This window comes from Sphingomonas sp., assembly GCA_019635535.1.
GTDB lineage: Bacteria > Pseudomonadota > Alphaproteobacteria > Sphingomonadales > Sphingomonadaceae > Allosphingosinicella.
Genome location: JAHBZH010000001.1, coordinates 1,989,963 through 2,003,319, shown reverse-complemented (window position 1 = coordinate 2,003,319; position 13,357 = coordinate 1,989,963). Strand labels below are relative to the sequence as shown.

The 13,357-nt window shown below is 69.5% G+C and carries 13 protein-coding genes; 10 read left to right on the top strand and 3 right to left on the bottom strand.

Going from position 1 to position 13,357, the window contains the following annotated elements:
- The first annotated feature begins 41 nt into the window (after positions 1–41).
- Genes KF780_10265 through KF780_10250 form a run of 4 tightly spaced genes read left to right on the top strand, consistent with a single transcriptional unit; the run spans position 42 to position 3,863 of the window.
- Positions 42–221, top strand: coding sequence for a hypothetical protein (locus KF780_10265; GenBank protein ID MBX3562180.1), 180 nt, complete (start codon positions 42–44; stop codon positions 219–221).
- Positions 202–1,983 (top strand): hypothetical protein, encoded by a 1,782-nt coding sequence (locus tag KF780_10260; GenBank protein MBX3562179.1) that lies wholly within the window; start codon positions 202–204, stop codon positions 1,981–1,983. Before KF780_10265 ends, KF780_10260 begins: the two co-directional genes overlap by 20 nt.
- A 5-nt stretch (positions 1,984–1,988) precedes the next feature.
- Positions 1,989–2,909: a tyrosine-type recombinase/integrase gene (locus tag KF780_10255; protein MBX3562178.1), complete on the top strand. Its 921-nt coding sequence runs from the start codon at positions 1,989–1,991 to the stop codon at positions 2,907–2,909.
- Between the two features lie 12 nt (positions 2,910–2,921).
- Positions 2,922–3,863, top strand: a complete 942-nt coding sequence (locus tag KF780_10250; protein ID MBX3562177.1) for an acetyl-CoA carboxylase carboxyltransferase subunit alpha — start codon at positions 2,922–2,924, stop codon at positions 3,861–3,863.
- Positions 3,864–3,932: 69 nt separating this feature from the next.
- On the opposite strand, the gene KF780_10245 is transcribed toward KF780_10250, so the two are convergent.
- Both KF780_10245 and KF780_10240 read right to left on the bottom strand, forming a co-directional pair.
- Complete coding sequence (locus tag KF780_10245; protein ID MBX3562176.1) at positions 3,933–4,106, bottom strand: Flp family type IVb pilin; 174 nt, start codon at positions 4,104–4,106, stop codon at positions 3,933–3,935.
- A gap of 122 nt (positions 4,107–4,228) precedes the next feature.
- A complete protein-coding gene (locus KF780_10240) occupies positions 4,229–4,396 on the bottom strand; it encodes a Flp family type IVb pilin (protein ID MBX3562175.1) in 168 nt (55 codons plus the stop codon).
- A 107-nt stretch (positions 4,397–4,503) separates the two neighbouring features.
- On the opposite strand from KF780_10240, the gene KF780_10235 reads away from it, so the two are divergent.
- Positions 4,504–4,893 carry a (deoxy)nucleoside triphosphate pyrophosphohydrolase gene (locus tag KF780_10235; protein ID MBX3562174.1) on the top strand — a complete coding sequence of 130 codons (390 nt, stop codon included), beginning with the start codon at positions 4,504–4,506 and terminating at the stop codon, positions 4,891–4,893.
- Here the strand turns inward: KF780_10235 and KF780_10230 are convergent.
- Positions 4,890–5,966 (bottom strand): methyltransferase domain-containing protein, encoded by a 1,077-nt coding sequence (locus KF780_10230; GenBank protein ID MBX3562173.1) that lies wholly within the window; start codon positions 5,964–5,966, stop codon positions 4,890–4,892. The genes KF780_10235 and KF780_10230 overlap by 4 nt on opposite strands.
- 33 nt (positions 5,967–5,999) lie before the next feature.
- Here KF780_10230 and KF780_10225 point away from each other — a divergent pair, with 33 nt between their 5' ends.
- The 5 genes from KF780_10225 (at position 6,000) to KF780_10205 (ending at position 13,351) form a co-directional block, all read left to right on the top strand.
- A complete protein-coding gene (locus tag KF780_10225; protein MBX3562172.1) occupies positions 6,000–6,650 on the top strand; it encodes a protein-L-isoaspartate O-methyltransferase in 651 nt (216 codons plus the stop codon).
- Between the two features lie 137 nt (positions 6,651–6,787).
- On the top strand, positions 6,788–8,164 hold the full coding sequence (locus tag KF780_10220; protein MBX3562171.1) for a TolC family outer membrane protein: 1,377 nt from the start codon (positions 6,788–6,790) through the stop codon (positions 8,162–8,164).
- Between the two features lie 17 nt (positions 8,165–8,181).
- Positions 8,182–8,595, top strand: coding sequence for a DUF2497 domain-containing protein (locus KF780_10215; protein ID MBX3562170.1), 414 nt, complete (start codon positions 8,182–8,184; stop codon positions 8,593–8,595).
- A 57-nt stretch (positions 8,596–8,652) separates the two neighbouring features.
- Complete coding sequence (locus KF780_10210; GenBank protein MBX3562169.1) at positions 8,653–10,716, top strand: S9 family peptidase; 2,064 nt, start codon at positions 8,653–8,655, stop codon at positions 10,714–10,716.
- Positions 10,717–10,726: 10 nt separating this feature from the next.
- Positions 10,727–13,351, top strand: coding sequence for a valine--tRNA ligase (locus KF780_10205; GenBank protein MBX3562168.1), 2,625 nt, complete (start codon positions 10,727–10,729; stop codon positions 13,349–13,351).
- The last annotated feature ends 6 nt before the right edge of the window (positions 13,352–13,357 follow it).

Below are 13,357 nucleotides of genomic sequence, written 5' to 3'. Positions count from 1 at the left end.
GGGGCTATACAGAGCGGCGACGGCTGGGGCAAAAGGCCGCCATGCCGAGACCGCGTTACGATTTCGCCCCGACCCGCCGCCGCCGCTCGCCGCTGGGCCCGATCCTTCTGGCCGTCCTGGCGCTGATCCTGGGATTGCTGATCTATTTCGGCCTGAGCGATCAGGAAGTCCCCACCGAGCGGATCGAGCAGGATGTGACCAATGATATCCAGGCGGGCTAAGGCCGGGCTGCTCGCCGGGGCGGCGCTGCTGATCGCCATTCCCGCACTCAGCCAGGAATCGCCCGAATCGCTGCTGCCGCCGGGCTTCGGCGACCCCCAGGCGCTGCCTCCCCCGGCCGAGCGGACGCCCGCCCAGCCGCAGGCGCCCCGGCCCGACGCGCCGCGCCCCGACGCCGCCGCGCAACCGGCCGAGCAGGAAAGCGGCGGGATTTCGCCCGAAGAGGCGCTGCTGGAGCGGCCGCGGCCGACCAACTATTTCGCGATTCCCGACGGCGAGGCGCGGCCGACCGATCTGGTCGGCCCGTTGCCGGGGGGGCGATACGGGCTTGGTCCCGACGCCTTCGGCCCCGATCAGGGCGCGCTGTCGGCGGAGATCATGCGCCGGCTCGATGCGCCGCTGCCGTCGCGCTGGACCTCGATCCTGCTGCGCCGCGCGCTGATGTCGCGGCTGCAGGCACCGGCCGGCATCAATCCCGTCGACTGGGTGGCCGAGCGCGCCGATCTTCTGCTGCGCATGGGCGAGGCGGACGCGGCACGGATGCTCGTGCAGGCGGTGGACCAGCAGAATTACACGCCCCGCCTGATCGAAGTCGCGGCGCGGACCGCGCTCGCCACCGCAGATCCGGCCGCCTTGTGCCCGCTGGTCGGGACGACGCGCGGCGCCAATCGCGGCGCGGTCTGGAGCCTGGCGGAAGCGATGTGCGCGGCGCTGGAGAGCGAGCCGGCGCGCGCCGCCGCTCTGGCGGATCAGGCCCGTGCGCAGGGCGGCATCGATCTGGCGCTGGCCGAGAAGGTGATCGGCGCGGGCGCATCGAGCCGCCGGGCCGCCGCCGTGAGCTGGGACGGGGTGAACGAGCTGACGCCCTGGCGTTTCGGGCTGGCCAGCGCGACCGGCACGGAGATTCCCGCGCCGCTGATCGGCAATGCCGGCCTGCCGATGCGGGCCTGGTTCGCGCGTGCGCCGATGGTGCCGCTGGAACAGCGGCTGGAAGCCGCCTCGATCGCCGCCGCGCTCGGCATCTTCTCCTCCAGTGCGCTGGTCCAGTTGCACAGCCTGGCCTTCGACCTCACCGATGTCGCCGAGCAAGGCGGGACAGTGGCGGCGCGGCTGCGCATCGCCTGGGCCGGGGCCGGCCCGACCGAGCGGCTGACCGCCCTGCGCGGGCTGTGGACCGAGCCGGCCGACCCGCGCGGGCGCTATGCGCGGCTGATCCTTACCTCCGGTGCGGCGGCGCGGATCCCGGTGTCGGCCGATCACGCGTCCGACGCGGCCAATCTGATCGCGGCGATGCTGGCGGCGGGCATGGATGCGGAGGCGGCCCGCTGGGCGGACACGGCGCAGGGCGACGACCGGGCCTGGGCGTTGCTCGCGGTGGGCGCGCCGGGCGCCGCGGTCGATCTCGGCGCGGGGCGGATCGAAACCTATATCGGCAACGACGACAGCGCCGACGGCATCCGGGCGCGGATGCTGGTCGCGGCCCTGGTTGGGCTCGGCAAGGTCGGCGACGCGGACGGGCAGCGGCTCGCCTCCGCCGCCGGCCTGTCGATCGGCGCGGCGGACCGCTGGGCCAACGCGATCGACCAGGCGGCGCGCCAGCGCCAGCCGGGCACGGTCGTGCTGCTCGCCGGACTCGGCATGCAGACCGATCATTGGGGCAGCGTGCCGCCCCGCCACCTGTTCCGCATCGTCCGCGCGCTGCGCGCCGTCGGGCTCGACTTCGAAGCGCGGATGATCGCCGCCGAGGCGATCGCGCGGCTGTGACGGCGCTGGAGGACCGGCGGCTGATCGCCGCCTTCCTCGAGATGATGGCGGCCGAGGCGGGTGCGGCGCGCAATACGTTGCTCGCTTACGGGCGCGACCTCGAAGGCGCGTCCGAGCTGCTGGAGGGCGGGCTCGCGGCGGCCTCGACCGAGCGATTGCACGGCCTCGCGAAGGCCTGGCTGCCGCTCAGCCGCGCGACGGTGGCACGCAAGGCGGCGGCGCTCAGGCGCTTCTTCGGCTTCCTGCAGGACGAAGGGCACCGGCCTGACGATCCTTCCGCCGCCTTGCCGCGGCCCGGCACGGAGCGGCCCTTGCCAAAGGTGCTGGATCATCGCGCCGTCGATGCCCTCTTCGTCGAGATCGACCGGCGCAAGGAGGAGGGCGGCATCATGCCGCTGCGCCTCGCCGCCCTGATCGAACTGCTCTACGGCTCGGGCCTGCGGGCCACCGAGCTGGTCTCATTGCCCCGCCATGCGCTCGCACCCGACCGGCCCTTCCTGATCCTGAAGGGGAAGGGCGGGCGCGAACGGCTGGTGCCGATCTCCGACCGGGCGCGGCTGGCGGTAGCCGACTGGGCGGCGCATGTGCCGCGCGATTCGCTCTGGCTCTTTCCCTCGGGCAAGAAGCATCTCAGCCGGGTGCGGCTCTACCAGCTGGTGCGCGAGCTGGCCGCCGCCGCCGGCATCCCGCCGGAACGGATCAGCCCGCATGTGCTGCGCCACGCCTTCGCCACCCATTTGCTGGAGGGCGGGGCGGACCTGCGCGCCGTGCAGATGCTGCTCGGCCATGCCGACATCGCGACGACGCAGATCTACACCCATGTCGATTCGCGCCGGCTGATCGATCTGGTGAACAGCCGTCATCCTCTCGCCGACGCACCGCGGGCGAAGCGGCCGCGCGTTGACGCGGACGGCGGCGGAGCCTAACCCCCCGCGCCAATGGTTACCTATCTCGATTTCGAAAAGCCCGTGGCGGAGCTGGAGGCGCGGATCGCCGAGCTCCGGGACACGGCATCCGCCGGCGAGGCCAATATCGAGGCGGAGATCGGCCGTCTCGAGGAGCGCGCCGAACGCCTGTTGCGCGACACCTATGCGAAGCTGACGCCCTGGCAGAAGACGCAGGTCGCCCGCCATCCGGAGCGCCCGCATTTCAAGGATTATGTAGCGGCGCTCGTCACCGACTTCCTGCCGCTTGCCGGCGACCGCGCGTTCGGCGAGGACGAAGCGATCGTCGGCGGCTTCGCGCGGCTGGGCGACCGCAAGGTGATGCTGATCGGCCATGAGAAGGGCGACGACACGGCGAGCCGGCTGAAGCACAATTTCGGCATGGCCAGGCCGGAGGGCTATCGCAAGGCGATCCGGCTGATGGAGATCGCCGACCGGGCCGGGCTGCCCGTCGTCACCCTGGTCGACACCGCCGGCGCCTTCCCCGGCGTGCAAGCCGAGGAGCGGGGGCAGGCCGAGGCCATCGCCCGATCGACCGAGCAATGCCTGGCGCTCGGCGTGCCGATGGTGGCGGCGATCGTCGGCGAGGGCGGATCGGGCGGCGCGATCGCCATCGCGGCGGCGAACCGCGTGCTGATGCTGGAGCACAGCATCTATTCGGTGATCTCGCCGGAAGGCTGCGCCTCGATCCTGTGGCGCACCGCGGAAAAGGCCGCCGACGCGGCCGAGGCGATGAAGGTGACGGCCGCGCATCTTGCCGAACTCGGCGTCATCGACCGGATCGTCCCGGAGCCGGTCGGCGGGGCGCATCGCCATCCCGGCGAGGCGATGGCGGCACTCGGCGCCGCGATCCAGGAGGAGCTGGACGCATTCGCGCCGCTCGGGCGCGCCGCGCTCAGGACGCAGCGACGCGAGAAGTTTCTCGCGATCGGCTGACCTTCGGATACGAAAAGGGCGGCGGAACCTGAGTTCCGCCGCCCCGTCCGTTCGACAGGATCGAATGGCTTACGGGTTGCCCTTGGCCATTTCGTCGGTGACCGTGTTGAAGGTCGTGCCGAGCTGCGAGCCGAGGCCCTGCATGGCGGTGATCGCGGCAACCGCGATCAGGGCGGCGATCAGGCCGTACTCGATGGCGGTCGCACCCTTGGTGTCTTTGATCATCTTGCGAATGAACTGCATTTCCGGTCTCCTTGGTTCCAATTCCACTTCGGAAGTGTCCACTTCCATGCCGCCCGCGCTTGGCTATTCTGGGGTCAGCTTCGTTCGTCCTACGGCAGACTAGTTTCCAAACATTTAATGGGTCAGGCGTTGCGCACCTGGTTGGAGATGCTGTCCCACATCGTGATGGTGCCATCGGCGAACTGGGACACCGCGCCGACCATGGCGAGGAAGATCAACGCCAGGATCAGGCCGTATTCCACCGCGGTCGCGCCGCTCTCGTCCTTGAATATACCGATGAAAACCCGCATCGCTTCCGGCCTCCCTTGCCGGGCGTGACAGCCCTGACGGCCGAATTAAGCCCTGCGTCGTTAATGAAATCCTATCGGGAAGCGCCCTGTTGCAAAAAAATCCGACGATGATGGTGGTGGCGGCGGCGCTGATCGACGAATCGGGGCGCGTGCTGCTGCAACGACGCGCGCCGGGGCGGGCGATGGCGGGGCTCTGGGAGTTTCCGGGCGGGAAAGTCGAACCCGACGAGCGTCCAGAGGCGGGGCTCGCGCGGGAGCTGGCCGAGGAGCTGGGCATCCGGATTGACGAAGCGGCGCTGGTCCCCGCCTGTTTCGCCAGCGCCACCCTGGGCGAGCGGCACATGATCCTGCTGCTCTACCTGTGCCGGGAATGGGCGGGAACGCCCGAACCGCTCGACGCGAGCGCGCTGCGCTGGGAATATCCGGCCGACATGCGTGGGCTGGCGATGCCGCCGGCGGACGCGCCGCTGATCGAGCTGCTGGAGCGGCTGATCTAGCCTTTCGGCTTCAGCGCGTCGGCGAGCGAGGCGGTGGCGCTGCCGCGCCGGGCCGGGCGCGGCTGATCGGGCGATGGCGCCCAGCCGCTCAGATAGAGGATGTCGAACGTCTCTGCGGTCTTGCCGTCGGCATCGGCGCGGGCCGCGAAGGCCGCGGCGGCGGCGGCATAGCCGGACCGGCCGAACGGGCGGCGGGCGCGGGAGAGGAGCAGATTGCCGCCCGCCATGCCGCGCAGATCGCGCAGCAGGGCCGCGAACGTGCCGAATCGCACCATGACATTGTCCCGATCCACTACCGGCAGCGCGAAACCGGCCCGCGCAAGCAGATCGCCGGCGGCGCGCGCATCGATCTGCGGATGGAGGCGCGGCGCGGGATCGCGGCCTTCCGCTTCCTCGGCCGCGCGCAGGGCGGCGCGCAGCATCGCCAGGCTGCCCGCCCCGGCGAAAGCGGCGAGGAACAGCCCGTCCGGCCGCAGCGCGCGGCGAATCAGGGTCAGCGCACCGGGCAGATCGTTCACCGTGTCGAGCACGCCGACCGAGACGACCAGGTCGAAGGCCCCGTCGGCGAAGGGAAGGCGATCCTCGTCGCACCGGACCCCGCCGGCGGCGAAGAACCGGCCCGAATCGGCACGGATCACATCGAGCCCGCGCGCTTCGAGCCGGCCGGCCAGCCAGCCATCGCCGCCGCCGAGATCAAGAGCGGTACGGAAATCGCGCGCCACCAGGTCGAGTCGCTCCAGCAGCTCGTCGGCGGCGCGGCGGTGAAGATAGCGCGGGTCCGCGCCGGCCCGCGCCGCGCGGTCGCGCCGCAAGCGCCGCAGCGCGCGGTCGAAGGGGCCGTCCGGATGCCGTTGCTCGCTCACACCCGCGCCATAGCAGAACCGAAAGGCGGCGCGAGATGTCCGTATCCGGACATTTCCGTCCGGCGGCGGACAGATTCGGCGGCCCCCGGCCCGGCGCTCCGAGAAGGGCGGGGTGGCACGTCCCTTGCTGGTGGCAAGACGGGGACGCTTCCGCTTGGCGGGGCGGATGCTTGCCGATAAAAGCCGCAAGGACCAACAAGTGTATTGCATCACTATAACAGTTATGCGAGTAGAGCCGCGACGATGACAGACCTGGATTTCGCAACGATGCGCCGCGCCATGGTGGCGAGCCAGCTCCGGACCACCGGAGTGAACGACCCGCGCGTGATCGCCGCGATGGGCGAGGTCCCGCGCGAAACGTTCCTCCCCGCCGAGCGTGCCCTGCTCGCTTATGCAGATACGATGCTGCCGCTGGGCGACGGCCGGGCGATGAACCCGCCGATGGCGCTGGGGCGGCTGCTCACCGAGGCGCGGCTGGACGGAAGCGAGCGCGCGCTCGTGATCGGCGCGGCGACCGGCTATGCGGCGGCGGTGATGGCGCGGCTGACGGCTTCGGTGGTGGCGCTGGAGCAGGACGCGAAGCTGGCGGCCGAGGCGCGCGCGGCGCTGGCCGGCACCGCCGTCGAGCTGGTCGAAGGTCCGCTGGGCCGGGGCTGGGCGGCCGGCGCGCCCTACGATGTCGTGCTGATCGACGGCGCCGTCGAGGAGGTGCCCCAGGAGATCGTCGATCAGGTCGCCGACGGTGGCCGGATCGCGCTGGCGCTGCTCGACCGGGGCGTCGCGCGGCTTGCCGTCGGCCGGGTGGTCGGCGGCGCGTTCGGCGCGGTCACTTATGCGGATGCCGCCGTGGCGCCGCTGCCGGGCTTCGAGAAGCCCAAGATTTTCAGCTTTTGAAGGATGGAGCGAGACCAGTGATGCGGGGACGGTTGCTTGCTGCGGTGGGGTTGGCCGCGATGACGTGGAACGGCGCCGCTCTCGCGCAGGCGCCGGCGGAAACGGCGCAGGCTCAGGCGGTTGCGGCCGGCCCGGGGATGACGCTCCGCGACGCGCTGGTGCGCACCTACGAGACCAATCCGACGCTGATGGCCCAGCGCCAGTCATTGCGCGCGACCGACGAGAGCGTGGCGATCGCCCGGGCGCAGGGCCGGCCGCAGCTCAACGGCGACGCCGTCTTCGATCAGGATCTCGTGACCCGCAATATCGGTGTCAATCAGCGGGACATCAGCGTTGGGGCAAATCTGCGCGTGCCGCTTTACGCCGGCGGCTCGATCCGCAATTCCGTGCGCGCCGCCAACAGCCGCGTCGATGCGGGGCGGGCCGACCTGCGCGCGACCGAGGGCGATATCTTCACCGAGGCGGTGGCCGCCTATATGGACGTGATCCGCGACCGGTCGATCGTCCAGCTCAACCTCAACCAAGTCCGCGTGCTCGACACCAATTTACAGGCGACGCGCGATCGTTTCGAGGTCGGCGACCTGACCCGCACCGATGTCGCCCAATCCGAGGCGCGGCTGGCGCTGGCGCGCAGCAATCTCGCCATCGCCCAGGGGCGGCTGGAGGCCAGCGAGCAGAATTACGAGCGGGTGATCGGGGTGGCGCCGGGCGACCTGCAGCCGCCGCCGTCCCTGCCGCCGCTGCCGGCCGCACAGGACGACGCGGCCGAGGTCGCGCTCGCCAACAACGCCGATCTCGAATCGATCGCCGCCCAGGCGCGCGCCGCCGGCTTCGATGTCCGCGCCGCGCAGGGCAATCGCCTGCCGACCATCTCCGGCACCAGCCGGGTCCGCTATATCGACACGCTGGGCACCAACGACCGCGGCGTGACCGGACCCGCGCTGAGCCCGGAAAACACCACGAGCGCCGGGGTCGGCGTGTCGCTGACCGTGCCGCTCTACCAGGGCGGCGCGGCGGGCGCGCGCGTGCGTCAGGCCAATGCCCGGCACGGACAGCTGCTCGAGCAATCGATTTCGGTCGAGCGCGCCGTCGTCGCGAACAGCCGCGCGGCCTTCGCCGCTTACGCGGCCGCCAATGACGCGATCGAATCGAACACGATCGCGGTCGCCGCCAACGAGCTGGCGCTGGAGGGTACTCGCGCCGAGCAGACCGTCGGCACCCGCAACGTGCTCGACGTGCTCAATGCCGAGCAGGAGCTGCTGAACAGCCAGGTCCTGCTCGTCACCGCCCGCCGCGACGCTTATGTCGCCGGCTTCCAGCTGCTCAACGTGATGGGCCAGGCCGAGGCCGAGGATCTCAATCTCGACGGCGGGCCGCTTTACGACCCCATGGTCAATTACCGCCGCTATGCGGGAAGCTGGTCGGACTGGGACGACGGACCCACCATCCGCCCGGTTGGCACACGCACCGTTCCGGCCGACGCAAACAGCCCCGTGACAGCGCCGCGGCAATAAGCGATAAGCCGCGCGTCATGGGTGATGCGCAACCGGATCCGTCGATGGAAGAGATACTCGCCTCGATCAAGAAAGTGATCGCGGAGGATGGCCGCATCGCGCCGGCAAGCCCGCGCGTGCGCCGCGCCGCGCCGGCCGAGCCGCCTGTCGTCGAAGAACCGGAAGAGGATGTTCTGGAGCTTGACGATCCGGTCGCCGAAGACCGGGGCCTGATGTCCAACGACGTCGCCGCCGTCAGCCGCGAACGGCTTGCCGCGCTTTCGACCCTGCGCCAGCAGGCCGAGACGCCGGTCGAGCCCGGCGCTCTGGAAGCGGCGGTGCGCGACATGCTGCGTCCGATGCTGAAGGACTGGCTGGACGAGCATCTGCCCGGCATCGTCGAGCAGCTCGTCACCCGCGAGATCGCCCGGATCACCGGCCGCAGCCTCTAGCCGTTCCGGCAAAGGAAAGGCTTTCCGCACCTTTGTGCCGGTGCTAGCCATCGCACCATGAAAAAGCTGCTCGCCGCGAGCCTCGCCGCGCTCGCCATCGCCTCGGCCTCCGCCGCTTCCGCCCGCCCGATGACCGCCACCGACCTCGCCACGATGAAGCGGATCGGCGCGCCGGCCGTGTCGCCGGACGGACGATGGGTCGTCTATCAGCTGCGCGAGACGGACCTGGAGGCAAATCGCGGCCGTACCGACCTGTGGCTGCTGGACCTGAACAGGACGGACGGCGAAGCGGTGCGGATCGCCTCGACGCCAGAGCATAACGAGCAATCGCCTGCCTTCTCCGCCGACGGGCGCTGGCTCTATTATCTCAGCAACGCATCGGGTAGCGACCAGCTCTGGCGCGTCGCTTTGCCGTCGGGCGCGCCGGAGCGGGTCACCGATCTCGCCAACGGCATTTCGGGCTATGCGCTCGCCCCGAGCGGCGATCGGATCGCTTTGTGGGCCGATCTCGACCGCGCCTGCGAGGATTTCAACTGCGCCAATGTGCCCGAGCTGGAGCCGCACGGCAGCGCCCGCGTCTATGACGAAACCTTCGTGCGCCATTGGGACAGCTGGATCGAGCCGGGCATCCATTCGCGCATCTTCACCTTCCCGATGGTGAACGGACGACCGCAGGGCGGCGGCGTTGCGGTGTCCGGAACCAGCGGCAATGCGCCGACCAAGCCGTTCGGGGGCGGCGAGGAGACCGCCTGGAGCCCGGATGGGCGCACGCTCTATTTCACGCTGCGCGAAGCCGGCCGGGACGAGCCCCTGTCCACCAATCTCGACATCCATGCCGTGCCCGCCGACGGCAGCGCCCCACCGGTCAATCTGACCGCGGCCAACCGCGCGACCGATACGACACCGGCCGTCTCGCCGGACGGGCGCTGGCTCGCTTATGCGGCGATGGCGCGGCCCGGCTACGAGGCCGACCGCCTGGTCGTCCAGCTGCGCGACCTGCGCAGCGGCGAGACGCGGGCGCTGACGGCGGACTGGGACCGCTCGGTCGGCTCGATCGCCTGGGCGCCCGATTCGCGCAGCCTGCTGGTGACCGCGCAGGACACGCTCGACACGCCGCTGTTCCGTGTCGATGTGCGCAGCGGGCGCGTCACCCGGCTCACCGAAGCCGGCACGATCGGCAATGTCGTGCCGACCCACGAGGGCGCGGTCTTCACCCGCAACACGATCGAGCAGCCGGACGATTTGTACCGGATGAACCGCGCCGGGGAGGTTGTTCCCGTGACCGCGATCAACGCCGCCTTGCTCGGCGAGCTCGATCCGGTGCGCTATGAGCGGTTCAGCTTCGCCGGCGCCAATGGCGACACGGTGTGGGGGCAGATATTGCGGCCCGCCAATGTGCCCGGACGTCTGCCCGTCGCCTTCCTGATCCACGGCGGGCCGCAGGGCTCGTTCGGCAATTCATGGTCCTATCGCTGGAATCCGCGCCTGTTCGCGGCGCCGGGCTATGCCGCCGTGTCGGTCGATTTCCACGGGTCGACCGGCTACGGCCAGGCCTTCACCGACGCGATCAACCGCGACTGGGGCGGCGCGCCGCTGGAGGATTTGCGCCTCGGCCTTGCCGCCGCGGGGCGGCAGGACGCCCAGCTCGACATCGCCAATGCCTGCGCGCTGGGCGGCTCCTATGGCGGCTATATGACGACCTGGATCGCGGGCGCCTGGCCGGACGGCTTCAAATGCCTCGTCACCCATGCCGGCATCTTCGACCTGCGCGCCATGGCCTATGAGACGGAGGAATTGTGGTTCACCGAATGGGAGTTCGGCGGGCCCTATTTCCAGAGCGCCGAAGCCTATGAGCGGCACAATCCGGTGAGCCTGGTCGATCGCTGGCAGACGCCGACGCTCGTCATCCACGGCGAGCTCGATTTCCGCATTCCCTACAGCCAGTCGCTCGGCATCTTCACCGCGCTCCAGCGGCGGAACATCCCCTCGCGCCTCGTCGTCTATCCCGACGAGAATCACTGGATCCTGCGGCCGCAAAACTCGATCCAATGGTATCGCGAGGTGCATGGCTGGCTGGAGAGATGGCTAAGGGGGGCTGGCGGAGACGCGCCGGCGCGCTAAAGCGCCTGTCATGAGCGAACTGCCCAAGACATTCGAGCCCGGTCCGATCGAGGCGCGCTGGTACGCGCATTGGGAAGGCAAGGGGCTGTTCCGGCCCGCGCGCGATACGGCCGAGCCCTTCACGATCGTGATCCCGCCGCCCAACGTGACGGGATCGCTTCATATCGGCCATGCGCTGGACAATACGCTGCAGGACATATTGATCCGACACGCGCGGATGCAGGGCAAGGACGCGCTGTGGGTGGTCGGCATGGACCATGCCGGCATCGCGACCCAGATGGTGGTCGAGCGGCAGATGAACGCGCGCGGCGAGAAGCGCACCGATTTCACCCGCGACGGCTTTATCGACAAGGTCTGGGAGTGGAAGGCGGAGAGCGGCGGGCAGATCACCCGCCAGCTCCGCCGGCTCGGCGCATCGTGCGACTGGTCGAACGAGCGGTTCACGATGGACGAGGGCTTCTCGAAGGCCGTGCTCAAGGTCTTCGTCGAGCTGTACGAGCGCAAATTGCTCTACCGCGACAAGCGCCTGGTGAACTGGGACCCGGGCCTCAAGACCGCCATCTCCGACCTGGAGGTCGAGACGAAGGAGGTGCAGGGCAAGTTCTGGCACCTCTCTTATCCTTTGGAGGACGGCTCGGGCCATATCTCGGTCGCCACCACCCGGCCCGAGACGATGCTGGCCGACATGGCGGTGGCGGTGAATCCGGAGGACGAACGCTATACGGCGCTCGTCGGCCGGAATATCCGCCATCCGATCACCGGGCGGCTGATCCCGGTCATCACCGACGAACATGCCGATCCGGAGCTGGGCTCGGGCGCGGTGAAGATCACGCCGGGCCATGATTTCAACGACTTCGAGGTGGGCGTTCGCGCGGGGTTCAAGCCGGCCGAGATGCTCAACATGCTCGATGCCGACGCCAAGGTGATCCAGACCGCCGACGGGCTGATCCCCGACGAACTGCTCGGCCTCGACCGGTTCGAGGCGCGCAAACGGGTGGTCGAATTGCTGGAGGAAGCGGGGCGGCTCGAGCGGGTCGAGGATCGCGTTATCCAGACGCCTTATGGCGACCGTTCCGGCGTGGTGATCGAGCCCTGGCTGACCGACCAATGGTATGTCGATGCGGCGACGCTGGCGAAGAAACCGATCGAGGCGGTGCGCTCCGGCGAGATCAGGATCGTTCCCAAGACGTGGGAGAAGACCTGGTTCAACTGGCTGGAGAATATCCAGCCCTGGTGCGTCTCGCGCCAGCTCTGGTGGGGGCATCAAATCCCGGCCTGGTATGACGAGGACGGCAAGTGCTACGCCGCGGAGACCGAGGAGGAGGCGCAGCGCAAGGCGGGCAACCGCAAGCTGACCCGCGATCCCGACGTGCTCGACACCTGGTTCTCCTCCGCTTTGTGGCCGTTCGCGACCTTGGGCTGGCCGGAGCAGACCGAGGAGTTGCGCCGGCATTATCCGAACGACGTGCTCGTCTCCGGCTTCGACATCATCTTCTTCTGGGACGCCCGCATGGCGATGCAGGGCTATGAGTTCATGGGAGAAAGGCCGTGGAAGACATTGTATCTCCACGGGCTGGTCCGCGACGCCAAGGGCCAGAAGATGTCCAAGTCCAAGGGCAATACGGTCGATCCGCTGGGGCTGATCGACAGATACGGCGCGGACGCCCTGCGCTTCACGCTGGCGGCGATGGAGAGCCAGGGGCGCGACATCAAGCTCGATGAGAAGCGCGTCGAGGGCTATCGCAACTTCGCGACCAAACTGTGGAACGCGGCGCGCTTCTGCCAGGCCAACGGAATCGGCGCATCCAAGGCGATCGAGCCGCCGGCCGCGACGCTGCCGGTCAACAAGTGGATTGTCGGCGAGACGGTGAAGACCGTCCAGACGCTCGACCTCGCGCTGGCCGAGCTGCGCTTCGACGAGAGCGCCAACACCATCTACCAGTTCACCTGGGCGACCTTCTGCGACTGGTATCTGGAGCTGATCAAGGGGCAGATCGACACGGAAACCAAGGAGATCGCCGGCTGGGTGCTGGACCAGATCCTGGTCATGCTCCACCCGTTCATGCCCTTCGTCACCGAGGAGCTGTGGGGCGCGATGGGTGTGCGGGCGGATTATCCGCTGATCACCGCGAAATGGCCGATGGCCGACGCGCGCGCGCTCGATCCGGAGGCTGGGCCGGAGATCGACTGGCTGATCCGGCTGGTCAGCGGCATCCGCGCCGCGCGCTCCGAGCTCAACGTGCCGCCTGGAGCGAAGCTGCCGCTCCATGTGCGCGGGGCCGATGCCGGCACCGCGGCGCGGCTGGGCCGTCATCAGGCGGCGCTGGCCCGGCTTGCACGGACCGAGCTGGCGGCGGGCGATGCGCCTGATGGCGGCGCGGCGCAGATCGTGGTGGACGAGGCGACCTATATCCTGCCGCTCGAAGGGGTGATCGATATCGCCGCCGAGAAGGCGCGACTTCTCAAGGCCGCCGAAGCCGCCGAGAAGGAACGCGATTCGCTGGCCGCACGGCTCGCCAATCCCAGCTTTGTCGAGCGCGCCAAGCCGGAGGCGGTGGAGAAGGCCCGCTCCGATCATGCCGAGAAGGCGGCGGAGGCCGAGAAATATCGCGCCGCGCTGGCGCGGCTGGGCTGACTTTTC

Bases quoted from the DNA above. Each gene is read 5' to 3' on its own strand.
- KF780_10265 (MBX3562180.1), top strand. From the start codon at position 42: ATGCCGAGACCGCGTTACGATTTCGCCCCGACCCGCCGCCGCCGCTCG.
- KF780_10260 (MBX3562179.1), top strand. From the start codon at position 202: ATGATATCCAGGCGGGCTAAGGCCGGGCTGCTCGCCGGGGCGGCGCTG.
- KF780_10250 (MBX3562177.1), top strand. From the start codon at position 2,922: ATGGTTACCTATCTCGATTTCGAAAAGCCCGTGGCGGAGCTGGAGGCG.
- KF780_10245 (MBX3562176.1), bottom strand. From the start codon at position 4,106: ATGCAGTTCATTCGCAAGATGATCAAAGACACCAAGGGTGCGACCGCC.
- KF780_10240 (MBX3562175.1), bottom strand. From the start codon at position 4,396: ATGCGGGTTTTCATCGGTATATTCAAGGACGAGAGCGGCGCGACCGCG.
- KF780_10235 (MBX3562174.1), top strand. From the start codon at position 4,504: ATGATGGTGGTGGCGGCGGCGCTGATCGACGAATCGGGGCGCGTGCTG.
- KF780_10230 (MBX3562173.1), bottom strand. From the start codon at position 5,966: ATGCAATACACTTGTTGGTCCTTGCGGCTTTTATCGGCAAGCATCCGC.
- KF780_10225 (MBX3562172.1), top strand. From the start codon at position 6,000: ATGACAGACCTGGATTTCGCAACGATGCGCCGCGCCATGGTGGCGAGC.
- KF780_10220 (MBX3562171.1), top strand. From the start codon at position 6,788: ATGACGCTCCGCGACGCGCTGGTGCGCACCTACGAGACCAATCCGACG.
- KF780_10215 (MBX3562170.1), top strand. From the start codon at position 8,182: ATGGGTGATGCGCAACCGGATCCGTCGATGGAAGAGATACTCGCCTCG.
- KF780_10210 (MBX3562169.1), top strand. From the start codon at position 8,653: ATGAAAAAGCTGCTCGCCGCGAGCCTCGCCGCGCTCGCCATCGCCTCG.
- KF780_10205 (MBX3562168.1), top strand. From the start codon at position 10,727: ATGAGCGAACTGCCCAAGACATTCGAGCCCGGTCCGATCGAGGCGCGC.